Raw genomic sequence first — 23,342 nt, 5'->3', positions numbered from 1 at the left:
CCAATGGCTGGACTTGAACTGAAGAACCTGTCGAAAGCCTACGGGCAGACAGAAGTGTTGCACGACATCAACCTGTCGATCGCGGATGGTGAATTCATCGTGTTTGTCGGCCCATCCGGCTGCGGGAAGTCCACGCTGCTGCGGATGATCGCCGGTCTCGAAGAGATCACGGGCGGCGAGTTGATGATCGGCGGCACCCGCGCCAACGAATTGTCCCCCAAGCAGCGCGACATCGCGATGGTGTTTCAGTCCTACGCGCTCTACCCGCAAATGACGGTGGCCGAGAATATGGGCTTCTCCCTCAGCCTTGAACGCAAATCCAAGGCCGAGATCGCCGCGAAAGTGCAGGAGGCGGCGGATGCCTTGCAGCTTGGCCCCTATCTGGACCGCAAACCGGGTCAGCTGTCGGGCGGTCAGCGCCAGCGCGTCGCCATTGGCCGCGCCATCGTCCGCAAGCCCAAAGTGTTCCTGCTGGACGAACCCCTGTCCAATCTGGACGCCGCCCTGCGGTCGGAGACACGGGTCGAGATCAGCGAACTGCACCAACGCATGGAAACCACCATGATCTACGTCACCCACGATCAGGTTGAGGCGATGACGATGGCCGACCGGATCGTGGTGCTGAATGGTGGCTACATCGAACAGGTCGGCAGCCCGATGGACCTCTACAATAACCCGGCGTCCGAGTTTGTCGCGGGCTTCATCGGCTCGCCCAAGATGAACTTCATCAAGGGGGCCCCGGCGGATGCTGTGGGCGCGACAACCCTGGGCGTGCGGCCCGAGCATTTTGAGATGAACCCGTCGGAGGGCGCGTGGCAAGGCAAGGTGACGCTGGTCGAACGGCTTGGCCACGACACCGTTCTATACGTGAATGTCGAGGGGGCGGGCCCAGTCACCGTCAACCTGAGCGGTCAGCACAGCCAGAATGTTGGCGACACGGTGCACTTGAAGCCCGACGCACACTTCATCCATAAATTCGACCACGAGGGTCGGCCGATCTCGGTATGATCATGGGGATGTGGTGAGCATGGGTGCCAAACGGCCGACAGTAAAAGATGTGGCACGCGAAGCAGGCGTTTCGATTGCAACCGTGTCGCGCGCCATGTCCAAACCCAATGATGTGAAATCGCAAACACGCGATCTGGTTCTGGACGCGATGAAGCGCCTTGGCTACCGCGCCAATCAGGCCGCCGCCGAACTGCGCCGGGGCAGCAGCAAGACCCTGCTCGTTCTGGTGTCCGACATCACCAACGCCTTCTTCGCGTCCTTCTTCAAGGGCATCGAGGAAGAGGCCCGCCTGAACGGCTATGTCGTGCTGATCGGCGACACCTCCGAAGACACGGAGACAGAGCGCGCCTACGCCGACATGCTGCTGATGAACCAGGCGGGCGGCATGATCCTGAACACGCTGTCCATCCCCGAAGACCTTCTGCCCAGCGACGAAGACGGTGCCTATTCCGGCCCGCCGCTGGTATCATGTGGCGGGCACCGGGAGCTTGATCTGCCCACCGTGCGCACGGGCGATGAGGCAGGGGGGCGACTGGCCGCCGAACACCTCATCGGGTTGGGCCATACCAATATCATTCAGGTCTGCGGATCGCTGAACGTCCCTCCGTTCGAGCGGCGCTATCTCGGCTTTCGCGATGCGCTGCAAAAGGCGCAGATCGACCCACAGGACGAACGCCGCATATTCGGCGACCTGTCCATCGAATTTGGACAGCAGGCCGCCAAGACACTGGTCGCATCTGGTAATATGCCCACGGCCGTCTTTGTCCACAACGACGAGACTGCAACAGGGCTTCTGCACGGGTTCGCCCGCGCCGGCGTCCGCGTGCCCGAGGATATTTCGGTCATCGGATATGACGACATGCCCTATTCGGCTGTGTTCAATCCCGGCCTGTCTACCATTCGGTTGCCGCGGCGCGAATGGGGGCAGTTGGCCGCACGCAAACTCATCGCCGTTCTCGAAAATCAACCGGGGGCCAAGGCCCCGCTGATCATCGAGCCCGAGTTGATTGTGCGCGACAGCACCGCCGCACCGCGCGCGCCTTCCCATGGTCCCAAGGAATGAGGAAATGATCAGATGATCCGAGCCGTTGTCTGGGGCGAAAATGTCCACGAGAAGAAAAGCGATGTCGTGGCCAAGCTGTATCCCGATGGCATGCACACCTGCATCGCTGATGCGTTGACTACGGGTGGCATCAAGGCGTCGACAGCGACGCTGCAAGACCCCGAACACGGGCTGCCACAAGCACGGCTGGACCAGACCGACGTGTTGATCTGGTGGGGCCATGCCGCCCATGGCGATGTGGACGATACGGTCGTTGATCGGGTGGCCGACGCGGTTTGGGGCGGTATGGGTCTGATCCTGTTGCACTCCGCCCATTTCTCCAAGATCTTCAAGAAACTCATGGGCACGCCTTGCAACCTCAAATGGCGCGAAGCAGGGGAGCGTGAGCGGCTATGGGTGACATCCCGTCACCATCCCATCGCGCGTGGTTTGCCGGACCATTTCGAGCTTGAGCAGGAGGAAATGTACGGCGAACCTTTTGGCGTGCCCGAACCACTGGAAACGGTGTTCATCAGCTGGTTTCAGGGCGGAGAAGTGTTTCGCTCCGGCCTGACCTACAAACGCGGGGCCGGAAACGTCTTCTATTTCAGACCCGGACATGAAACCTACCCCACATATTACGACAGCAACGTGCAAAAGGTGCTGGTCAATGCCGTCGAATGGGCGGCCAATCCGGAACGTCGGATCACAGACGTCCACGCCGCACCCAATGTCGACGTGTCAAATGCTCTGGAGCCGATCACGGCGCGCGGACCCAAACTGCATGCGGATGGAGAAGAAGGGTTCCGGTAAGAGGTTGCAAGCGCTGGCTCAACGCTGCGGCACGCAGGGCGGATAGGGCTGCCACCTCTCTTTTGATACCCTCCGCCCATGCGGGCAGGGGAGCGGCTAAACAGCCTGCACGGTGCCCCATGAATTTTTGGTTCATACGATCAACGTCAGACCATCGCGCATGTGGACCCGGAGAGATTGGATGCCGAGCGCTGCGCGGCGCGCTCCGGGCCAATCCTGACCGACACCTGTGCGAAAGTTGTCCCGATGTGTTGCCGTCGAACCCGGAAAAAGTCATCCCATGACAGTCGCGTTGGCAGCCCGTATCTTGACCAATAACCCATCTTGTCCCCAACTTATTGGGGTTATCCCCAAATAAAGGGTTGCCAGATGGCCGCCCCACAGTCACCATATCTTGTAGAGGCACGGGGGATCGCCCCGATATCTCACAGCAGGCACCTAGCGCTTGGGGCGCTGCCAGCCCCACTCGCTACAGCGAATAAGAGGTGGCACCATGGCCCTTTCCGAGCAGTTCCTGGAAGACGAAATTCACCCCATCGACATCGTCGAGCATCTGGCCGAGCATCACGAGTGGGATTTCGACCGCATCGCAGATGACCAGATCGCCATGGCCGTCGAAGGTCAGTGGCGCACCTATTCCATCACGCTGGCATGGTCCGGCTATGACGAAACACTGCGCATGGTCTGCACCTTCGAAATGGAGCCGCCAGAAGAAAAGCTGGGCGGTCTGTACGAACTTCTGAACCTTGTGAATGACCAGTGCTGGGCAGGGGCTTTCACCTATTGGGAAGAGCAGAAATTGATGGTCTACCGTTACGGGCTTGTCCTGTCGGGCGGCCAGATCGCATCCGCGGACCAGATCGACACGATGATCGGCGCAGCCGTGATGAGCGCGGAACGCTACTATCCCGCGCTGCAGCTTCTGGTCTGGGGGGATCGGACACCCAAGGATGCGATGCAGGTCGCCATTGCAGAGGCTTATGGCCGCGCGTAACCTGCGCCCCTGATTGATCAGGGGGTTTTCATGAAAGACAGTCGGATTGCAGCCCGGGGCCTTGTGCTTCTGGGCTGTGGCAAGATGGGTTCGGCGATGCTGGCCGGGTGGTTGGACCGTGGCTTGCCTGCCGCGTCCGTGTGGGTGCAGGACCCGGCACCGTCCCCGTGGGTACAGGCCACCGGTGCGCATGTGAACGCGGACCTGCCCGCTGACCCCGCCGTGATCCTGATCGCAGTGAAACCGCAGATGATGGGCAACGCGCTGCCCGACATCGCGGCCTTCGGTGGTGGCGACACGGTGTTCGTGTCGGTCGCGGCAGGCACGCCTTTGTCCGCGTTTGAGAACGCCTTCGGTCAAGCGACCCCCATCGTCCGTGCCATGCCCAACACACCCGCTGCCGTGGGCCGTGGCATCACGGCGATTTGCGCCAATGACGCCGGGCAGGGCGCGTTGGATGAGGCTGAGATGCTGCTGTCTGCCGTGGGCGATGTGGTGCGGCTGGAGGGCGAGCACCAGATGGATGCTGTCACAGGGGTCAGTGGCTCCGGTCCGGCTTACGTCTTTCACATGATCGAAACCCTCGCCGCTGGCGGTGTGGCCCAGGGCCTGCCCGAAGACCTTGCCTTGCAGTTTGCCAAGGTAACTGTCGCCGGGGCAGGGCACCTTGCGATGGAGGCCACCGAGGACCCCGCCCAATTGCGCATCAATGTCACCAGCCCCAACGGGACAACACAGGCGGCGTTGGAGGTGCTGATGGATGAACAGACAGGCTTCCCGAGCCTCTTGCCCCGCGCCGTTGAAGCGGCCACAAAACGATCAAAGGAGCTGGCCCGTGGCTGAGATTTCGTTCGATGACTTTCTGAAGGTTGATATTCGCGTGGGCCGAGTGATCAAGGCCGAACCCTTTCCCGAAGCGCGCAAACCCGCGATCAAGATGTGGGTCGATTTCGGCGGCGACATCGGGGAGCGGAAGACCTCAGCTCAGGTGACGGTGCACTATGAGCCCGAGACGCTTGTGGGGCGTCAGGTGATGGCGGTGGTGAACTTCCCGCCCCGCCAGATCGGTCCATTCATGTCCGAGGTTCTGGTTCTCGGGTTTCCCGACGACCAAGGCAACATCGTGCTGGCCACGCCCGACAAGGACGTGCCGGTTGGCGGGCGGATGCATTGATGCGGTTGTGGGTGACGCGGCCCTTGCCGGACACCGTGCTCAATGCCGCTCGGGCGCTGTGCGAGGTTGACGTGCGGGCAGAGACCGCGCCCCTGACAGACAAGGAATTGTGCCGCGCGTTGACCGACTTCGACATCGTGCTGCCGACGCTTGGCGATGCATTTTCGGCCGACGTGTTTGCCGATGTGGCAGAGCCACGGTGCAAGCTGCTTGCGAACTTTGGGGTGGGTTACAATCACATCGACGCGGCCGCGGCGCGGAACGCAGGGATTGCCGTGACGAACACACCCGGCGCGGTCACGGATGCGACTGCGGACATTGGTATGATGCTGATCCTGATGTCAGCCCGCCGCGCCGCCGAGGGCGAGCGATTGGTCCGCACGAACGATTGGCCGGGCTGGCATCCGACGCAAATGTTGGGGCTGCATGTCACCGGCAAGCGTGTCGGCATTGTCGGCATGGGACGGATTGGACAGGCCATTGCACGGCGCTGCCACCTTGGGTTCGGGATGCAGGTGTCCTACTACAACAGATCCGAAAAGGATGTCGGCTTTGACGCGCAGCGGGTGCCCGACCTTAGGACTTTGGCGGCATCGGTCGATGTGTTGGTCGTGGCTGTCCCCGGGGGGACGGAGACGCGGCATTTGATCGACGCAGAGGTGCTGAACGCCATGCAAAGTCACGCGCACCTGATCAATATCGCCCGCGGTGATGTGGTCAACGAGGCGGCCCTGATCGAAGCGCTGGAGGCGGGCGCGATTGGTGGCGCCGGGTTGGATGTGTACGAACACGAACCGGTTGTGCCCGACGCATTGCGACGCCTGAACAACGTGACGCTGTTGCCGCATCTGGGAACCGCTGCGCTGGAGGTTCGGGAAGCGATGGGGCTGATGGCGGTCGAGAATATCGCGGCATTTCTGGACGGAACGGCGCTGCCCAACGCGGTTTGACAGGTTTGTCCCCGCGGGGACAAGGTGTTCGCAAGTGTAGGGAAATGTTGATGGATTTCAAATCTGTACCTCGTTTCAATGCCTTGCCCGCCGCGCGGTAGGACAACGCAAATTTAACCACGGCGCGCGCATCCTGCGCCCCGGCGCCGGCTTGGTTTCCGTTTTGTCGGGTGAGGTCGGCTGACATTGGGTCTGGAATGAAAAGCGCACTGGCAAGCACTTTGCCAATTGGTGGCGATGTCTCCGGGCCCTTGTTCTTCGCATGTCAGCCGCCGAGCTGGTACGTTATCATTGCACAAGTGCGGCTTGTAAGAGGTTGTGCGCCGTAGACCCCGTTCCACGTGTCAGCGTGGCGGCATCCGCAACCCGAATGGCTTTGCGAGCGCGATGCGCACATGTCAAATCCCTCACCTTTCGGACCCCCCCCCCGACATCCCGCGAAAGATTTTCCTTGAGAAATATGGAACGTTCCAATATCAAAATGTGGAACGTTCCGATTTCCTGATTTCAGGGATGACGATTGGGGGGCACATGCGCAAAACTGTTTCAGCCAGAGAGGCGGTCAGCCGTATTCAGGACGGGGCAGTTGTCTCTGTCTCATCATCCTCGACGCTTGGGTGCCCGGATGCGGTTCTTGAAGCCATCGGAGCCCGCTTTGATCACGAAGGGCAACCGCGCAACCTGACGGCATTGCATCCGATTGCGGCGGGTGACGTCTATGGCGTCAAGGGAATGGATCACATCGCGAAAGATGGTCTGTTGTCACGTGTGCTGGCCGGGTCGTACCCGTCCGGTCCGTCCAGCGTGGAGATGCCGGACATCTGGAAGATGATCGTCGAGAACCGGGTCGCCGCCTACAACGTGCCATCCGGCATCATGTTCGACATGCACCGTGAAGCTGCGGCCCACCGGCCCGGCGTTTTGACCAAGGTTGGTTTGGATACGTTTGTTGACCCGGTCCGGCAGGGCTGTGCAATGAACGACCTGGGCGCGGCGGCGCCTGTTGTCTCTCGCGCTGAGTTTGCAGGCGAGACGTGGCTGCACTTTCCCAACATCGTCCCGGACGTGGCCATCATCCGTGCGACCACCGCTGATGAACGGGGCAACCTGACATATGAGCACGAGGGCGCGTATCTGGGCGGCCTGGAACAGGCAATTTGTGTGCGTAACAACGGCGGGCTGGTCATTGCGCAGGTCAAGCGCGTGACCGCAACCGGCAGCTTGCGCCCCCATGACGTGCGCGTGCCCGGCCATCTGGTTGACTGCATTGTCGTCGATCCGGATCAGAAGCAGACCACCGAAACGCCCTATGATCCCGCGATTTCGGGCGAGGTGATGCGCCCCTGGGACAGTTTTGCGATGGCGGACCATGGGGTGGAGAAGGTCATTGCACGCCGGGCTGCACAAGAACTGCGTCAGGGGATGACCGCCAATCTGGGTTTTGGCATCAGCGCGATGATCCCGCGCGTTCTGCTTGAGGAAGGGCATCGGGATGCGGTGACATGGGCGATCGAGCAGGGGGCTGTCGGTGGCGTCCCGCTGACCGGTTTTGCCTTTGGGTGCGCATCAAATGCGGATGCGTTTGTCCCGTCGCCACAGCAATTCATCTACTTCCAGGGCGCGGGCTTTGACATGTCGTTCCTGTCGTTTCTCGAGGTCGACATCGAGGGCAATGTGAATGTGTCGAAGCTGGGCAAGAAGCCCTATTTGACGGCAGGCTGCGGTGGGTTTGTGGACATCACAGCGCGGGCAAGGCACATCGTGTTTTCGGGCTGGTTCGAAGCAGGTGCCAAGATCAACCTGACAGAGGACGGCATCGACATAGCGGCCCCGGGCAAGTTCACCAAGATGGTGGACGAGGTGGAGCATGTCACATTCTCGGGTCGCCGTGCGCGCGAACAGGGGCAGAACGTCATCTATGTGACCGAACGGTGCGTGATACGCCTGACTGACAATGGTCTGCTGGCGACTGAAATCATGCCGGGCATCGACCCGCAAACCCATATTGTTGCGGCGTCGCAGGGGCGGGTTCAGGTGGCCGAGAACGCCACTGCCATGCCGAAATCCCTGTTGTCGGAAGCCCCGATGGGGTTGGTCCTATGAGCGAGGTCACATGTACCCATGAGGGCGGTGTGGCCGTTCTGACGCTGAGCAATGAGGCGAAGCTGAATGCCCTGACGACCGGGATGTTGCGCCAGTTGGAAGCGCATTTGGCCGATCTGGACCGAGCGACGGATGTGCGGGCTGTTGTGGTCACAGGTGCCGGGACCAAGGCGTTTTGCTGTGGTGCCGATATTGCAGAGTGGGGGCCGCTTGGCCCTGCCGAATTTGCCCGCAACTGGGTCCGTGACGGTCACCGTGTGTTTGACCGGTTGGCCCGGCTGTCGAAGCCGACCATTGGCGCGTTGAACGGCCATGCGTTCGGTGGCGGTCTGGAATTGGCGGCGTGCTGCGACATCCGCGTGATGACCCTGCGCGCGACGCTGGCCCTGCCCGAGGGAAAGGTCGGGATTGTGCCGGGATGGTCGGGCACACAGCGTCTGGCGCGTGTGTTGGCCGAACCTGTTCTCAAGGAGATGGCGCTGTTCGGCCGTCGGGTGACTGCCGAGCGGGCCGTGGCCCTTGGTTTCGCGGCGGAGGTGGCGGATGATGCGCTGGCCGCCGCACAGGACATCGCTGGATCGCTGGCGGATATGTCGCCGCGCGCCAACGAATTGGCCAAGGCCATGATCCACGCAGCCGTCGACGAGGACCGGGCTGCTGCCATCGAAGTCCTTGGCAGTGCGGCTGCGGCTGCCAGCGATGACCGGCAAGAGGGGGTGCACGCCTTTCTCGACAAGCGGTCCCCGAATTTTACGGGGAACTGACCTTATGAAAGATTTCACGGTAAATGCCGCCATTGATTGTGACCTTCCACCCCCTTTTCGGGGTCGGCATCTGATTGCCGGGGAGTGGGTCGACAGTGCGGAGACGTTTGAGCGCGCGTCGCCCTCCCACGGCACGGTGGTCAGCGTCTCCGCCTGTGGCGATCACGCCACCACGGAACGCGCAATCGGGGCTGCGCGGACGGCATTCGATACGGGCGTGTGGAGCCGCGCCTCGGGCAAGGAACGCGCGACGGTCCTGCTGCGGGTTGCGGCTCTGATCGAAGCAAATGTGGAGCGGATCGCGGTTCAGGAAACACTGGAAAGCGGCAAGCCGATTTCCCAATCCCGCGGCGAGGTTGGCGGTGCCGCTGATCTGTGGCGCTATGCTGCGTCGTTGGCCCGCACCGCGCATGGGGACAGTCACAACACGCTGGGCGAGGATATGCTGGGCGTTGTGCTGAAGGAGCCCATTGGCGTCGTGTCGATCATCACGCCGTGGAACTTCCCGTTCTGGATCCTGTCGCAAAAGCTGCCCTTTGCACTGGCCGCAGGCTGCACGGTGGTGGTGAAGCCGTCAGAGATGACGCCGTCCTCGACCGTGATGATGGGCGAGTTGCTGTTGGAGGCAGGGTTGCCTGCGGGCGTCTGCAACATCGTTCTGGGCCATGGGCAACCGGTTGGCAGCCTGCTGTCGACGCACAAGGATGTGGACATGGTGACGTTCACCGGATCGACCGCGGTGGGCAAACTGATCACGCAGGCGTCGTCGGACACCCTCAAGAAGGTCGCACTTGAGCTTGGCGGGAAGAACCCGCAAGTCATATGCCCCGATGCCGATCTGGAGAGTGCTGCCGATGCGGTCACGTTCGGTGTGTATTTCAATGTTGGCCAATGCTGTAATGCGTCCAGCCGGATCATCGTGCACGAGGATATCGCCGCCGATTTCGTGGCGCGTGTTGTTGCCTTGTCCCGCAAGGTCAAATTCGGGGACCCGCTGGACCCGGACACGCAAGTCGGTGCGATTGTTACGCCGGAGCATAACGCCAAGATCGACGCATACGTGCAGGCCGCTGTTGCGGCAGGGGCCACTTTGGAGCTGGGCGGGGGAATGTTGCCTGTGGAGGGGCTGGGCGCGCAGTTCTACCAGCCCACGGTGATCAGCAACGTCTCACCCGATATGGCGATTGCACGGGCGGAGGTCTTTGGTCCGGTCCTCGTGGTGATGACATACCGGACGCTCGATGAGGCGATCTCACTCACAAATGATAGCGTGTACGGACTCTCGGCTGGGATTTGGAGTGAAAACGTACATACTTGCCTCGAATTTGCGCGGCGCGTGGAGGCGGGCACCGTTTGGACGAACACCTGGATGGATGGATACCCCGAGCTTGCCTTTGGAGGGGTCAAGCAATCGGGGCAGGGCCGCGAGATTGGCCGCTATGGATTTGAGGAATTTCTTGAGGTGAAATCACTGGTCATGCGCATCGGACGCAGCAGGGCGCCTTGGGTTGAAAGCGACGTCTGACACAGACGCCGAAACACGAAACGCAAAATGGGAGGATACCATGCGTTCATTCTTTAAGACGAAGACTGCGATTGCACTCGCGCTGTCCGTAGCAGCGGGCACGGCGACAGCGGAAGATGTAGAGGTGCTGCACTGGTGGACGTCGGGGGGTGAAGCGGCAGCGTTGAACGTCCTGAAACAGGACCTTGAAGGGCAAGGCATCGGCTGGACGGACATGCCTGTCGCCGGTGGCGGTGGTGAGCAGGCCATGACGGTACTGCGCGCCCGCGTGACGGCTGGCAACGCCCCAACGGCTGTGCAGGGCCTTGGCTTTGACATCATCGACTGGGCGGACCAGGGGTCTTTGGCCAACCTGAACGACGTGGCGGCTGCCGAAGGATGGGATGATGTCGTCCCGGCCGCGCTGCAGCAATTTGCAAAAGTGAACGGTGAGTGGGTGTCTGCCCCAGTGAACGTACACTCGACCAACTGGGTCTGGGCCAACAAGGCCGTGCTGGACGCCAATGGCATCGCAATGCCCGAGACATGGGACGACTTCGTGGCGGCAATGGACACGCTGTCAGCGGCGGGGATCACACCCATCGCCCATGGTGGCCAAGCGTGGCAGGAAGCCACCGTTTTTGACTCGGTTGTCATGTCGGTGCTTGGGCCGGACGGCTACAAGGCTGCGTTCATCGATCTGGATGCAGATGTTCTGGGCAGCGACGGCATGAAAGAGGCGTTTGACCGCATGTCCGTGATCCGCGCCAATGTGGACGACAACTTTTCGGGCCGGGACTGGAACCTTGCAACCGCGATGGTCATCAATGGCGATGCCGGTTTCCAGATGATGGGTGACTGGGCAAAAGGTGAGTTCATCAACGCAGGCAAAGTGCCTGGCGAAGACTTCCTGTGCTTCCGCTTCCCCGGCACGTCCGAGCAGGTCACATTCAACGCCGACCAGTTCATGATGTTTGATCAGGGCGGCGCGGTGTCCGCTGAGCAGGCCGCGCTGGCAACCGCGATCCTGTCGCCGTCCTTCCAGTCCGCGTTCAACGTGGTCAAAGGATCGGTGCCGGCCCGTACAGACGTCTCGAACGAGGCGTTCGATGCCTGCGGCAAGAAAGGCATGGCTGATCTTGCGGCTGCTGCGTCCTCGGGCAACCTGTTCGGTTCCATGGCGCATGGTCACGCGAACCCCGCGTCGGTCAAGAACGCGATTTATGACGTGGTGACCGCGCATTTCAACGGCGAGTACGACAGCGAAACAGCTGTTCAGGAACTCGTCGATGCGGTTGATATCGCGAAATAATCAGCGCGTGGTGGAGCGGCGGAACATGCTACTCCACCCATTTCTCACTGCCCTGTCACATCGGCCCAAGGAGGGTGCGTGATGGCTTTGTCCACCAACGCAGATTTCAAAACGCGGCTCCAGTCCTGGCTGCCGAAACTGGTGCTGTCGCCGTCGCTGGCCCTTGTTCTGGTGTTTGTCTACGGCTTCATCCTGTTTTCGGTTTACCTGTCTTTTACCGACAGTAGGTTGCTGCCGTCCTTCGGCTGGGTCGGTTGGGAGAACTATTCCAAGCTGTGGCGCCTGAGCCATTGGGAAATCTCACTGAAGAACATGGGCGTCTTTGCCGCCCTTTATATTGGCATCTGCACGATGCTGGGCCTTGGCCTTGCCATATTTCTTGACCAGAAAATCCGCGGCGAAGGCATGATCCGCACCATCTACCTCTATCCAATGGCGCTGAGTTTCATCGTGACCGGCACCGCGTGGAAATGGTTCCTTGATCCGGGGATCGGTCTGGAAAACGTCATCCAAAGCTGGGGGTGGACCAGTTTCGAATTCGACTGGATCAAGAACCGGGACTACGCGATTTACACCGTCGTGCTGGCCGCCGTCTGGCAAACCAGCGGGTTTGTGATGGCCATGTTTCTGGCCGGGCTGCGCGGCATCGACAACGAGATCCTGAAGGCGGCCCAAATGGATGGCGCGTCGAACTGGAACCTGTATCGCCGGATCATCATCCCGCAACTGCGCCCCGCCTTCCTGTCTGCGTTCGTGATCCTGAGCCATCTTGCGATCAAGACCTTTGATCTGGTCATCGCCTTGACCGGCGGGGGGCCCGGACGCGCCACGGAACTGCCTGCGACGTTCATGTATTCCTACACGTTCTCGCGCAATCAGATGGGGATCGGTGCCGCGTCGGCCACCATCATGCTGATGACCATCGCCGCGATCATGATCCCATATCTTTATGCCGAATTGCGGGAGAAGAAGTGATGTCCATCGCGACCCAGGATACCGCCATTCGCACAGGCCGCGTCATGCGCACGCTGATCTATCTTGTGCTGCTGCTGTTCGTTCTGTTCTACATGCTGCCGCTTTACGTCATGGTCGTGAATTCGGTCAAACCGCTGGAAGAGATTACGGGCGGCGGCATGATGAACCTGCCGCAGGTCTTTACGCTGGAGCCTTGGGCCAAGGCGTGGTCCTCGGCCCAGATCGGCGTGGAGCCGACCGGGCTGTCGCCCTATTTCTGGAACTCCATCAAGATGGTCGTGCCCGCCGTGGCCATCTCTACCGTATTGGGTGCGCTGAACGGCTATGTGTTGACGAAATGGCGGTTCAAATACGACACCATCGTGTTTGGCCTGATCCTGTTTGCCTGCTTCATCCCGTTCCAGATCGTGCTGATCCCCATGGCGAAGATGCTGGGGTTGATGGGGCTTGCCGGCACCACGTGGGGGCTGGTTCTGGTCCATGTGGTATATGGCGTCGGGTTCACCACGCTGTACTTCCGAAACTACTACGCCGTTTTCCCGACCGAGCTGATCCGGGCCGCCCAGATTGACGGGGCCGGGTTCTTTCAGATTTTCTGGCGCATCCTGTTGCCGTCCTCCGGGCCGATCGCCGTGGTTTCGATCATCTGGCAGTTCACCAATATCTGGAATGACTTCCTGTTTGGCGCGTCCTTTGCCGGGGCCGACAGCCAGCCAATGACCGTCGCGCTCAACAATCTGGTGCAGGCGAGCCACGGGGTGAAGGAATACAACGTCCACTTCGCCGGGGCGATCCTTGCCGCACTTCCCACACTTCTCGTCTACATCGTCGCTGGCCGCTATTTCGTGCGCGGTTTGATGGCCGGTTCAGTCAAAGGATAAGACCTATGGGCTTTCTCGATATCGACAACACAACCAAGTCCTACGGCGCTGTTGAGGTGCTGCACAAGGTCGACATCTCTGTGCAAGAGGGTGAGTTTCTTGTGCTCGTCGGTCCGTCCGGCTGTGGCAAGTCCACATTGCTGAACATGATCGCCGGTCTGGAAGAGATCACTAGCGGCGAGATACGCATCAAGGACAATGTGATGAACGGGGTTCATCCATCCAAGCGCAACATCGCGATGGTGTTCCAGTCCTATGCGCTCTACCCGAACATGACTGTGGGGCAGAACATCACCTTCGGGCTTGAGATGCATGGCACGCCCAAGCCCGAGCGCGACAAGGCGATGAAGGACGTGGCCCAGTTGTTGCAGATCGAGCCGTTGCTGGATCGCAAGCCGGGGGCATTGTCCGGCGGTCAGAGACAGCGGGTGGCCATGGGGCGCGCGCTGGTGCGCAACCCGGATGTGTTCCTGTTTGACGAACCGCTTTCGAACCTCGACGCCAAGCTGCGTGTGGACATGCGCACCGAGATCAAGAAGCTGCACCAAAAGCTGGGCACAACCATCGTCTACGTCACCCATGACCAGATCGAAGCCATGACGCTGTCGACGCGGATTGCGGTGATGAATGGCGGCTATGTGCAGCAGCTTGGAACGCCGCAGGAAATCTATGACACGCCCGCCAATATCTTTGTGGCGACGTTCATGGGATCGCCCGCGATGAACGTGGTGCCGGCCAAGGTCGCGCTGGAGAATGGGCGACCGGTGGCGCAGGTGTCGCTGTTCGACGGATCGACTGTCGCTTTGCCGTTCAGCCAGAACAACATGAGTGATTGGGCGGGCAAGGACATCCTTCTTGGCATCCGGCCCGAGACGATCACCGACGAAGATGCGGCGGACCGCAAGTCGTCGAACATCGCGCATATGACCAACCGGATTGTCGTCACCGAACCTGCCGGATCAGACACGTTCGTGACTATGACCCTTGGCGGCAAGGATGTCATTGCGCGTATGCGATCCGATGCAGATGTGCATCCCGGTGCCGACTTCATGTTCGCGGTGAACATGGAAAAGGCCGTCGCGTTCGACCCAAAGACCGAGAACCGGATTGCGCCCTGATGCAGCCCGATGTCGTTATCATCGGATCTGGCATGGGGGGCGCGACCTTGGCGGCGGCACTTGCCCCGACAGGGCGTCGCATCCTCATACTGGAACGCGGCGAGCACCTGTGCCCTTCCGCGTGGGATCGTGATGCAACAGCGATATTTGGCAAGGGTGTCTTTCGTTCGGACGAGGATTGGCTGGACGGCGCGGACACCCCGTTCAATCCCGGCAACTACTATAACGTCGGCGGCAATTCGAAGTTCTATGGCGCAGCGCTGATCCGGTATCGCGCGACCGATTTTGAGCAATGCCAACACGCGGGAGGTGCAACGGCGGGCTGGCCGATATCCTACGCTGACCTTGAGCCTGATTATCAGGCGGCTGAACACTTATACGCCGTGCGTGGTGCCTTGGGCGATGACCCGACTGAGCCTGCGCATTCCGGCACATACCCGTATGACGCTGTCCCGCATGAAGCCGATATCGCCCAATTGCGCGACCGCTTGAAAGCGGCTGGATTGCACCCCTCATCAATCCCGCTGGGCGTCGATCTCGACGGCTGGCTCGCGGCGGGGCAGACGACATGGGACGCGTATCCGAACACCTGCGGGGCCAAGATGGATGCGGAAACATGTGCGCTGAAAGCTGCATTGGCGCATCCCAATGTGGAGCTTCGGACAAGGTGCCGCGTCACTGCGCTTCGGGCCGGGACGGACGCGCGCATTCAAAGCGTCGAGGTAGAGGTGGACGGGGCGGCGGAGACAATTGCGGCGCCGGTTTTTGTCGTGGCGACAGGCGCGGTGCAAACGGCGGCGCTTTTGCTGGCGTCGGCAAATGACAACTGGCCCACGGGACTGGCCAATCGGTCTGATCAGGTCGGGCGCAATTTCATGAACCACAACTGCTCTGCCGTGATGGCGCTGCACCCGTTGCGGCGTAACGGGGCAGTGTATCAGAAGACATTGATGCTGAATGACTTTTACCTTGGGTCCGAGGATCAGCTTCCTTTGGGCAACGTCCAGATGCTGGGTAAAATCACCGCGCCGATCCTTGCCGCCAATTCGAAACTGCCGACATGGGCGGCCCGGTGGATCGCCGCGCGCAGCTTTGATTTCTATGCGATGTCCGAGGACCTGCCCAATCCGGACAGCCGGGTCACATTGAAAAACGGACGGATCAAGCTCGACTGGCAACGGTCCAATTGGGATGCGCATCAGCGGCTTGTGGCAACGCTGAAACAGGCGTTGCGGCGCGCGGGGTTTCCCATTGTGCTTGCGCAGGCCTTTGACCGGCGCACACCGTCGCATCAATGCGGTACCGCGCGCATGGGCAACGACCCGGCGACCAGTGTGGTCGACACGTTCTGCCGCAGCCATGACCACGGGAACCTGTTCATCGTCGATGCGTCTGTCCTGCCCACATCGGCAGCTGTGAACCCGGCCCTGACCATTGCCGCTCTCGCCTTGCGCGCCGGCCGGCACATAGAACAGACGGAGTTTGCCGCGTGACGGCCGCCGGGTATGATTTCATCGTGATCGGCGGGGGATCTGCCGGGTCGGTCATTGCGGCACGCCTGTCCGAAAACCCAGATGCGCGCGTTCTGTTGCTGGAGGCTGGCGGAAGCGACCGGCACCCGTTCTTTCATCTGCCTGCAGGTTTCGCGAAGATGACCAAGGGCATTGGGTCTTGGGGCTGGTCCACCACGCCGCAGCGGTCCATGCAGGGCAAGGTGTTCAACTACACCCAAGCCAAGGTCATTGGGGGCGGGTCCGCCATCAACGCGCAGATCTACACACGTGGTGCAGCGCAGGATTACGATGAATGGCGGCAGATGGGCTGTGATGGCTGGGCCTATGACGATGTCCTGCCCTATTTCCGGAAATCCGAAGACAACGACACGTATGACGGCCAATATCACGGTGCGGGTGGCCCGATGGGGGTGTCGATGCCAGCAGCCCCGTTGCCGATCTGTGATGCGTTCATCGAAGCGGCGGGGCAGCTTGGTATACCCAAGACAACCGACGTGAACGGGCCAAAGCAGGATGGTGCCGGTTACTACCAACTGACCCAACGCAATGCGCGCAGGTCTTCGGCGGCGATGGCGTTTCTGGCCCCTGCCAAGTCACGCCAAAACCTGACCATTCAAATGAACGCGCAGGTGCGTCGGATCACGGTCGAGAATGGCCGTGCCACGGGCGTTGAAATGGGTGATGGCACCAGGATCACGGCGGATCGCGAAGTGATCCTGTCCTCGGGAGCCATTGGCTCTCCCCGCCTTTTGCAGCTGTCAGGCATCGGTCCGGCGGACGCGCTTGCGCCGCTTGGGATCGACGTGATGCTTGATCGCCCGGGCGTTGGATCGAACCTGCAGGATCATCTGGACCTCTATGCGATTTGCGAGGTGACGGGGCCCCACACGTATGACCGTTTTGCCAAGCTGCATCTGTCTGCGCTGGCAGGGTTGCAATATCTGTTCACGCGCAAGGGGCCCGTTGCCTCCAGCCTGTTTGAGACGGGTGGGTTCTGGTACGCGGATGAGAATGCCCGCTCGCCCGATATCCAGATGCATCTGGGTCTTGGCACCGGCATCGAAGCCGGGGTCGAGGCCATGCCCAACGGGGGTGTGACGCTGAATGCGTGCCACTTGCGTCCGCGGTCGCGCGGGACGGTGCGCCTGCAAAGCGACAACCCCGCCGATATGCCGTTGATCGACCCGAATTACCTGTCCGAAGACTATGACCGCGAGATGTCGATCCGCGGCCTGAAGCTGGTGCAGGACATCCTCGCCCAAGATGCGCTGAAACCGTACATCATGGCCGAACGTCTGCCCGGGCCGGATGTGCGCACGGATGAGGAGTATTTCAACTTCATCTGCGTGCACTCCAAAACCTCGCATCATTGCGCGGGCACCTGCCGGATGGGCAGCGATGCGGAAGCCGTCCTTGATCCGCGCTTGCGGTTCAACGGGATCGACGGCCTTCGGGTGGCCGATGCGTCGGTGATGCCGACCGTCAACTCATCCAACACCAACGCGCCTTCGATCATGATTGGCGAGAAGGCCGCTGACATGATCAAGCAAGACCAAGGAATGAACCCATGATCCGTCACATCTTTCTGACCAAGTTCAAACCCGAGACGCCCGAAGACAGGATCGCAGAGATCTATGCCGGTCTGTCTGCGCTGGCCGACACACTGCCCGGTGCGCAGAGCTTCACGGGTGGACGGTCCGAAAGTCCCGAACAGATTGAACGTGGCTACATGCATGGCTTCGTCATCGACTTTGACAGTTGGGATGCCCTGCAAAGCTATGCAGACAACCCCGAACATCAGGCGCTGGGCGGCCAGCTTGTTGCCAACGCGGTTGGCGGGATTGACGGAATTCTGGTGCTTGATCTGGATGTTTAGGTTCAGGCAGGGATGTGGCGGCAACGCACAACGATTGGACAGCGCGGCGATATGAAACCTCGGCCCACCATTTTGGATGTTGCGAAACAGGCCGGTGTGTCGAAATCCACGGTCAGCCTTGTTTTGCAGGGATCAAAGGCGGTCAAGGAAGCGACCCGAGTGGCCGTACGCGAGGCGATGGCGGAGATCGGGTATGTTTACAACCGGTCGGCGGCGACGCTGCGGTCATCGTCGTCCGGACTGATCGGTCTGGTGATCAATGACTTGCGAAACCCGTTTTTCACCGAATTTGCGGCCCTGTTTCAGATGGAGCTTGCGCGCAATGGCTTTGCCACGGTTCTTGCCAATTCTGACGAAGACCCAGAGCTTCAGACGCGCATGATCTCTTCGCTGGTGGAGCACGGTGTGTCGGGGTTCATCATTTCGCCCAGCTACGGGGGCACGCAAGAGACGCTTGCGGTACTGGAGGCGTCCAATACACCCACGATACAGGTGTTCCGGTCGCTGACATCCGGTGATCCCAAATTCCCCTTCGTTGCGCCTGATTACGACCTGGGTGGTCGCCTTGCCACTGAGCATCTGCTTGAGATGGGGTGCAAACGGATCGCCTTCATGGGGGGGCTAGAGGGGCGCGCCGTGACCGAAGAACGCATGAGCGGCTACTTGTCCGTGCTGGCTGACAACGGGATGGAGCCGGTGGTGTTGACCGGACAAGCGACGCGGGCTTTTGGAAAGGCAACGGCGGCACAGCTTCGGGCTGATCATCCAGAGGTGGATGGTGTGATTTGCTTTAACGATCTTGTCGCTTTGGGCGTGTTGGCGGCGGGGCCGGAACTTGGCGTGAAGATCGGCAGGGACCTGCGCGTGGTCGGATTTGACGACATCGAAGATTGCCGGGACAGTTATCCGCCCTTGACCTCTGTCAGTTGCAATATCCCTGACTTTGCGACGTCGACGGCAGAGCAAATCCTGGCATGGGTCAAGGATGGCAAAGTACCACGCATGACCGCGCGCAGCCCGGTCGCCCTGATCAAGCGGGCGTCGAGCGGCGCCTGACACAATCATTTTGCAAACCGGACCGCATGTTCGGTTTTCGATGCGAGTAGAGTGGAACGTTCCAGACCGGAGCGGGATGAAAGGAGAGGGATATGACAGAAGTAAAGGTGGCCGTTCTGGGCGCGTCCGGGTGGATGGGCAAGGTGCACACAATGGCCTATCAAAGTTTCCCGCATTTCTTTGGTGACGGTGATGGGACCGCCCGGGTTGTGGCGCTGGTCGAAACCGATGTGGATGCGGCAAAGAGCCTTGCCTTTCGCGCGCCCGGCGCGAAGATCCTTGGCACTTGGCAAGAGGCAGTTGCCGACCCGGACGTGGATCTGATCGACATCTGCCTGCCTGACAACCTGCATTACGAGGTGGCCAAGGCGGCCCTGTTGGCGGGCAAGCATGTCTATTGTGAAAAGCCTTTGGCCGACACCGCAGCACAGGCGCGCGAATTGGCGGACATTGCCAACGAAAAGGGGCTGATCACTCGTGTCGGACACTCTTTCCCGCGCAACCCGGTGCATGACCTTGCCAAAGAGATCATCGACGCCGGAGAGATTGGCGACATCACGTTGTTCAAGGCCTGCCAACACGTGGACATATACGGCGATCCGCTGGCTCCGTTCATGTGGCGGGCCAATGGCGATCTGGCCCCCACGGGAATGATCGGCGACACGGGCAGTCATGTCTTCAGTTTCATGGAGTTTCTGGTCGGCAAGGTCAGTGCGTTGATTGCGGACAATTTCATTGTGACCGAAAAGCGCCCCGTTGTGGACAATTTCGGATATGGCAAGGAGACGGTTCTGACCGGTGACGAGGCGTGGTCCGATGTCACGAACCCCGATGGCTCCAACATTCTGTGTCGGTTCGAAGGCGGTGCGCGCGGGTTGGTGGACTTCAGTCGCGTGGCGACGGGGCGCAAGTTCATGCAAACCTACGAGATCTACGGCACCAAGGGCAGCCTGACCTACACCTATGACGAGGTGAACCGGCTGCGTTTCTATTCAAACGACGACAAGGTTGGTCGACGCGGTTATCGCGAAATTGATGTCGGCCCGGAGCATGAGACCTTTCGTGCCTTCCTGCCGCTGCCCAATTTCGCGCTGGGCTATAACGAGGGCAAGATCATTGAAGTAGCCGAAGTCATCAAGTCCATCGTCTCGAACCAGCCGATGTGGCCGACATTCGAGACAGGCCATCACATCTGTCAGATCGTGGACGCGTGCATGGAATCTTCTCGTGAAAACAGGTGGGTCGAGATTGGTTGATCCATGGACGGTTTGCAGAGGATTTGATTGATGAGCCTGTCCGTTCCCCAGCATATTCTTGATGCGCTGACCGATGTGGCGATGCCGCGGCTGGGTGGCGAGCCCGATCCGGTGGACCATCTGACGGTTGCTGGGTTCGACATTCCTGTCTTTCGATGCGGCGGCCTTGTCATTGGCAGTGGCGCGGCCGGGCTGCGCACGGCTGTCGAGATGAGGCGCCGCGCTGTCGATGTCGTGATCATCAGCCAAAGCGCCTGGGGCGGAACCTCGGCCTGTTCCGGGTCGGACAAGCAGACGCTGCACACCGCCAATACCAAGGATCAGGGCGACAATTTCAAGGCGATGGCCGCTGCAATCCGTGCGGGCGGGGCGATGGACGAAGACACGGCCTATGTCGAGGCGGTCGGGTCGGTTCGGGCCATGGCGTCGCTGCAATACCTCGGGTTGCCCCTGCCGCAGGATAATCTGGGCGGCACGTTGCGATACCAGACGGACCATGACGAGGTCGGGCGCGCGACATCGTGCGGGCCGCGCACCTCGCGCCTCATGGTCAAGGTTCTGGCCGAAGAGGCGTTGCGGCAGGGCATCCCGTTCTACAACCACACCACTGCCGTCAAAGTGCTGACCGAAGGGCAGGGGGATCACGCGCGTGTGGTTGGTGTCTTAACCATCCGCCCAAAGGCCAGCAGCAAGGCGAACCCTTACGGTCTGGCGCTGTTTCAATGCGCGGCCCTTGTGTTTGCCGCAGGTGGTCCGGGTGAGTTGTACCGCGACAGCGTGTTCCCGAACGGCTGCTTCGGCACCCTTGGCGTTGCCTTGGAGACGGGGCTGGAACTGGTCAACATCACGGAAAGCCAGTTTGGCATCGGCACCCGGCGTGAAGGGTTTCCGTGGAACCTGTCAGGCACTTACGTACAGGTCATTCCGCATATCTTTTCACGCGACGCGGCGGGCAACGAACATCACTTTCTTGCAGACTACTACCGCACCACCCAAGAGATGGCGTCGAACATCTTCCGCAAGGGCTATCAATGGCCGTTCCATGCCAGCCGCATGTTGGACTTCCAGTCCAGCCTCGTGGATCTGGCGATCTTTCGCGAGAACCAGAAGGGGCGGCAGGTCTTTCTCGATTTCAATCGCAATCTGTTGCCGGTGCCGGGGGATGCGCCGTTCAGTCTGGACCGGTTGGATGATGATGTAGCCGCTTACCTGAGCGCTGCGGGCGCGGGGCAGGACCTGCCCATTGACCGCTTGAGCCACATGAACCCGCTCGCGATCGAACTTTACAAGCGGTACAAGGTCGACATCACCGCTGCGCCTCTGGAGTTTGCGGTGAACAATCAACACATGAACGGTGGCATCGCGGTCGACACCTGGGGGCGCACGAATATCGCCGGGATCTATGCCGTGGGCGAGGCCGCGGGCACCCATGGCGCGACCCGTCCGGGTGGGTCTGCGTTGAATGCGGGTCAGGTCTTTGGCACGCGGGTCGCCGAACATGTGGCTGCGGGCGGGCATGCCGCCAAGCCATCCAATCAAGACGCAAGTGCCCAAGCCCTTGTGGCAGTCAAGGACATCAAAGCCGTTCTGAAGGCAGACAGTCCCCAGACCATCCGAAGCGTCCGCGCCGATGTTCAGGCCAGAATGAGTGACCACGCTGGCATCCTGTGCACCGCCACAGATGTCGCGCAGGCGCATGTTGAGGCCCAACAACTGAATACGGCGATCCGTCGGCATGGCATCTCCTTCGCGCGCACCAGCGAAGCTGGTCGGGTTCTGCAATGGCAACAGATGGCGCTGGCGTCCGAGGCCGTGCTTTCAGCGCTTGATTTCTATATCGCGCAGGGGGGCGGGAGCAGGGGTGCGCGTGCGATCTGTGATCCCGAAGGCGCGTCCTTGCCCGAAGCGCGGACGGGGCCACTGCCAAAAACCCGGTTCCGCCCGGAACGCCACGAGGACATGCAAACCCAAATTCTTGTTCGGCTGGATGGGACGAAGATGGTGATCCGCATGCGCCCAAACCGACAATTCGATGAGAATACAACGTCCGTATTCGAACGCGACTGGCCCGCTTGGTTGACGGGCGGCATCTATGATCTTGGCGATGCCGATGGCCGTCCTGCTTGAGGTTTCAATGTCCGTCGTTGCGGGGCAGATGACGACAGCGAGGGCGTGTTGCGGCGCAGTTTCGTCATGCATCCGTGCGGTACGCTCACATCATGGCGGGGTCCCAAACGGGTGCTACGAAAGAGCCGCGTGGACATTCTGCTGTCTTCACGCGGCCGTGGGTCAGCCGTCGCCCACCGCATCGCGCCAGTGCCGTCGGCACAACGAAACATAGGTTTCGTTTCCGCCGATCTGAACTTGCGCGCCATCCGTGATCGTGTTGCCGTCCGAATCCTGACGGATCACCATTGTCGCCTTTTTTCCGCAATGGCAGATTGTGCGCACCTCGCGCATCTCATCGGCGAGGGCCAAAAGGGTGGCCGATCCGGGGAACAACTTGCCCCTGAAGTCGACACGCAATCCGTAGCACATCACCGGCAGACCCATGTCATCGACCGCGCGGGCCAGTTGCCAGACTTGATCTTCCGTCAGGAATTGCGCCTCGTCCACAAACACGCAGGCAATCGGCTTCGAAGCCCGGCGCGCGTCAAGGATGTCGAACAGATTGTCCTGTGTGGTGAATGTGTCCGCTTCTGCCCCGATGCCAATGCGCGATGCGATGCGGCCTGCACCCGCCCGGTCGTCAAAGGACGCGGTGAGCAGGTATGGCTCCATCCCGCGTTCGCGGTAGTTGTGAGCGGCTTGCAGCAGGACCGTCGATTTTCCTGCGTTCATCGTCGAGTAATGGAAATAGAGTTTGGCCATGGCACCGTGATTAATTCGCACGCACACAGGGAGCAAGGGGCGGGCGTACGGCCAGGTGGGGCAAGGGTGCTGCGCTTGGTCTTGGTTGCCCGCGTCTCGCACCCTTGCGCCGCTTCGGCACAAAGTCACTT

At 60.7% G+C, this 23,342-nt stretch carries 21 protein-coding genes; 20 read left to right on the top strand and 1 reads right to left on the bottom strand.

The window, feature by feature from the left end; translation table 11 throughout:
• Nucleotides 1-3 precede the first annotated feature (3 nt).
• The 20 genes from Q1A32_RS16605 (at nt 4) to Q1A32_RS16510 (ending at nt 22,467) form a co-directional block, all read left to right on the top strand.
• Nucleotides 4-1,008 carry an ABC transporter ATP-binding protein gene (locus tag Q1A32_RS16605; RefSeq protein WP_299610999.1) on the top strand — a complete coding sequence of 335 codons (1,005 nt, stop codon included), beginning with the start codon at nt 4-6 and terminating at the stop codon, nt 1,006-1,008.
• Between the two features lie 19 nt (nt 1,009-1,027).
• Complete coding sequence (locus Q1A32_RS16600) at nt 1,028-2,071, top strand: LacI family DNA-binding transcriptional regulator (protein WP_299655538.1); 1,044 nt, start codon at nt 1,028-1,030, stop codon at nt 2,069-2,071.
• Between the two features lie 12 nt (nt 2,072-2,083).
• Nucleotides 2,084-2,863, top strand: coding sequence for a ThuA domain-containing protein (locus Q1A32_RS16595; protein ID WP_299655535.1), 780 nt, complete (start codon nt 2,084-2,086; stop codon nt 2,861-2,863).
• Between the two features lie 493 nt (nt 2,864-3,356).
• Nucleotides 3,357-3,857, top strand: a complete 501-nt coding sequence (locus Q1A32_RS16590; RefSeq protein WP_299611007.1) for a YbjN domain-containing protein — start codon at nt 3,357-3,359, stop codon at nt 3,855-3,857.
• A gap of 30 nt (nt 3,858-3,887) precedes the next feature.
• Entirely contained in the window at nt 3,888-4,700 is an 813-nt protein-coding gene (proC, locus tag Q1A32_RS16585; RefSeq protein WP_299655532.1) for a pyrroline-5-carboxylate reductase, read from the top strand.
• The gene (locus tag Q1A32_RS16580) at nt 4,693-5,031 is read left to right on the top strand and encodes a tRNA-binding protein (protein WP_299655529.1); all 339 of its coding nucleotides are present in this window, start codon (nt 4,693-4,695) and stop codon (nt 5,029-5,031) included. Before proC ends, Q1A32_RS16580 begins: the two co-directional genes overlap by 8 nt.
• Nucleotides 5,031-5,981 (top strand): D-glycerate dehydrogenase, encoded by a 951-nt coding sequence (locus Q1A32_RS16575; protein ID WP_299655525.1) that lies wholly within the window; start codon nt 5,031-5,033, stop codon nt 5,979-5,981. Before Q1A32_RS16580 ends, Q1A32_RS16575 begins: the two co-directional genes overlap by 1 nt.
• Nucleotides 5,982-6,512: 531 nt before the next feature.
• The gene (locus Q1A32_RS16570) at nt 6,513-8,084 is read left to right on the top strand and encodes an acyl CoA:acetate/3-ketoacid CoA transferase (RefSeq protein WP_299655522.1); all 1,572 of its coding nucleotides are present in this window, start codon (nt 6,513-6,515) and stop codon (nt 8,082-8,084) included.
• Nucleotides 8,081-8,848 (top strand): enoyl-CoA hydratase/isomerase family protein, encoded by a 768-nt coding sequence (locus tag Q1A32_RS16565; protein ID WP_299655519.1) that lies wholly within the window; start codon nt 8,081-8,083, stop codon nt 8,846-8,848. The genes Q1A32_RS16570 and Q1A32_RS16565 overlap by 4 nt, the downstream gene beginning before the upstream one ends.
• A 4-nt stretch (nt 8,849-8,852) precedes the next feature.
• The gene (locus tag Q1A32_RS16560) at nt 8,853-10,373 is read left to right on the top strand and encodes an aldehyde dehydrogenase family protein (protein WP_299655516.1); all 1,521 of its coding nucleotides are present in this window, start codon (nt 8,853-8,855) and stop codon (nt 10,371-10,373) included.
• A 40-nt stretch (nt 10,374-10,413) separates the two neighbouring features.
• A complete protein-coding gene (locus Q1A32_RS16555; RefSeq protein WP_299655513.1) occupies nt 10,414-11,664 on the top strand; it encodes an ABC transporter substrate-binding protein in 1,251 nt (416 codons plus the stop codon).
• An 81-nt stretch (nt 11,665-11,745) separates the two neighbouring features.
• Nucleotides 11,746-12,639: a carbohydrate ABC transporter permease gene (locus tag Q1A32_RS16550; RefSeq protein WP_299611027.1), complete on the top strand. Its 894-nt coding sequence runs from the start codon at nt 11,746-11,748 to the stop codon at nt 12,637-12,639.
• Nucleotides 12,639-13,520 (top strand): carbohydrate ABC transporter permease, encoded by an 882-nt coding sequence (locus tag Q1A32_RS16545; RefSeq protein WP_299655508.1) that lies wholly within the window; start codon nt 12,639-12,641, stop codon nt 13,518-13,520. The genes Q1A32_RS16550 and Q1A32_RS16545 overlap by 1 nt, the downstream gene beginning before the upstream one ends.
• A 5-nt stretch (nt 13,521-13,525) precedes the next feature.
• Nucleotides 13,526-14,638 carry an ABC transporter ATP-binding protein gene (locus Q1A32_RS16540; protein ID WP_299655505.1) on the top strand — a complete coding sequence of 371 codons (1,113 nt, stop codon included), beginning with the start codon at nt 13,526-13,528 and terminating at the stop codon, nt 14,636-14,638.
• Nucleotides 14,638-16,131: a GMC oxidoreductase gene (locus Q1A32_RS16535; RefSeq protein ID WP_299655502.1), complete on the top strand. Its 1,494-nt coding sequence runs from the start codon at nt 14,638-14,640 to the stop codon at nt 16,129-16,131. The genes Q1A32_RS16540 and Q1A32_RS16535 overlap by 1 nt, the downstream gene beginning before the upstream one ends.
• A complete protein-coding gene (locus Q1A32_RS16530) occupies nt 16,128-17,723 on the top strand; it encodes a GMC family oxidoreductase (protein ID WP_299655499.1) in 1,596 nt (531 codons plus the stop codon). Before Q1A32_RS16535 ends, Q1A32_RS16530 begins: the two co-directional genes overlap by 4 nt.
• A complete protein-coding gene (locus tag Q1A32_RS16525) occupies nt 17,720-18,028 on the top strand; it encodes a Dabb family protein (RefSeq protein ID WP_299655496.1) in 309 nt (102 codons plus the stop codon). Before Q1A32_RS16530 ends, Q1A32_RS16525 begins: the two co-directional genes overlap by 4 nt.
• A gap of 51 nt (nt 18,029-18,079) precedes the next feature.
• Nucleotides 18,080-19,084 (top strand): LacI family DNA-binding transcriptional regulator, encoded by a 1,005-nt coding sequence (locus Q1A32_RS16520; RefSeq protein WP_299655493.1) that lies wholly within the window; start codon nt 18,080-18,082, stop codon nt 19,082-19,084.
• Between the two features lie 92 nt (nt 19,085-19,176).
• Nucleotides 19,177-20,340: a Gfo/Idh/MocA family protein gene (locus tag Q1A32_RS16515; RefSeq protein WP_299655489.1), complete on the top strand. Its 1,164-nt coding sequence runs from the start codon at nt 19,177-19,179 to the stop codon at nt 20,338-20,340.
• 30 nt (nt 20,341-20,370) lie between these two features.
• Complete coding sequence (locus Q1A32_RS16510; RefSeq protein WP_299655486.1) at nt 20,371-22,467, top strand: FAD-binding protein; 2,097 nt, start codon at nt 20,371-20,373, stop codon at nt 22,465-22,467.
• A gap of 162 nt (nt 22,468-22,629) precedes the next feature.
• Here Q1A32_RS16510 and Q1A32_RS16505 read toward each other — a convergent pair whose 3' ends face one another.
• Complete coding sequence (locus Q1A32_RS16505; protein WP_299655483.1) at nt 22,630-23,211, bottom strand: thymidine kinase; 582 nt, start codon at nt 23,209-23,211, stop codon at nt 22,630-22,632.
• Between the last annotated feature and the right edge of the window lie 131 nt (nt 23,212-23,342).

Origin of the sequence: uncultured Tateyamaria sp., assembly GCF_947503415.1 — a bacterium.
Taxonomy (GTDB): Bacteria; Pseudomonadota; Alphaproteobacteria; order Rhodobacterales; family Rhodobacteraceae; genus Tateyamaria.
The sequence above is the reverse complement of the archived record's forward strand: the minus strand, read 5'-3'. Positions and strand labels throughout refer to the sequence as shown.

Bases quoted from the DNA above. Each gene is read 5' to 3' on its own strand.
- Q1A32_RS16510 (WP_299655486.1), top strand. From the start codon at position 20,371: ATGAGCCTGTCCGTTCCCCAGCATATTCTTGATGCGCTGACCGATGTG.
- Q1A32_RS16570 (WP_299655522.1), top strand. From the start codon at position 6,513: ATGCGCAAAACTGTTTCAGCCAGAGAGGCGGTCAGCCGTATTCAGGAC.
- Q1A32_RS16595 (WP_299655535.1), top strand. From the start codon at position 2,084: ATGATCCGAGCCGTTGTCTGGGGCGAAAATGTCCACGAGAAGAAAAGC.
- Q1A32_RS16605 (WP_299610999.1), top strand. From the start codon at position 4: ATGGCTGGACTTGAACTGAAGAACCTGTCGAAAGCCTACGGGCAGACA.
- Q1A32_RS16505 (WP_299655483.1), bottom strand. From the start codon at position 23,211: ATGGCCAAACTCTATTTCCATTACTCGACGATGAACGCAGGAAAATCG.
- Q1A32_RS16560 (WP_299655516.1), top strand. From the start codon at position 8,853: ATGAAAGATTTCACGGTAAATGCCGCCATTGATTGTGACCTTCCACCC.
- Q1A32_RS16535 (WP_299655502.1), top strand. From the start codon at position 14,638: ATGCAGCCCGATGTCGTTATCATCGGATCTGGCATGGGGGGCGCGACC.
- Q1A32_RS16525 (WP_299655496.1), top strand. From the start codon at position 17,720: ATGATCCGTCACATCTTTCTGACCAAGTTCAAACCCGAGACGCCCGAA.
- Q1A32_RS16515 (WP_299655489.1), top strand. From the start codon at position 19,177: ATGACAGAAGTAAAGGTGGCCGTTCTGGGCGCGTCCGGGTGGATGGGC.
- Q1A32_RS16545 (WP_299655508.1), top strand. From the start codon at position 12,639: ATGTCCATCGCGACCCAGGATACCGCCATTCGCACAGGCCGCGTCATG.
- Q1A32_RS16520 (WP_299655493.1), top strand. From the start codon at position 18,080: ATGAAACCTCGGCCCACCATTTTGGATGTTGCGAAACAGGCCGGTGTG.
- Q1A32_RS16565 (WP_299655519.1), top strand. From the start codon at position 8,081: ATGAGCGAGGTCACATGTACCCATGAGGGCGGTGTGGCCGTTCTGACG.
- proC (WP_299655532.1), top strand. From the start codon at position 3,888: ATGAAAGACAGTCGGATTGCAGCCCGGGGCCTTGTGCTTCTGGGCTGT.
- Q1A32_RS16550 (WP_299611027.1), top strand. From the start codon at position 11,746: ATGGCTTTGTCCACCAACGCAGATTTCAAAACGCGGCTCCAGTCCTGG.
- Q1A32_RS16575 (WP_299655525.1), top strand. From the start codon at position 5,031: ATGCGGTTGTGGGTGACGCGGCCCTTGCCGGACACCGTGCTCAATGCC.
- Q1A32_RS16555 (WP_299655513.1), top strand. From the start codon at position 10,414: ATGCGTTCATTCTTTAAGACGAAGACTGCGATTGCACTCGCGCTGTCC.
- Q1A32_RS16590 (WP_299611007.1), top strand. From the start codon at position 3,357: ATGGCCCTTTCCGAGCAGTTCCTGGAAGACGAAATTCACCCCATCGAC.
- Q1A32_RS16600 (WP_299655538.1), top strand. From the start codon at position 1,028: ATGGGTGCCAAACGGCCGACAGTAAAAGATGTGGCACGCGAAGCAGGC.
- Q1A32_RS16540 (WP_299655505.1), top strand. From the start codon at position 13,526: ATGGGCTTTCTCGATATCGACAACACAACCAAGTCCTACGGCGCTGTT.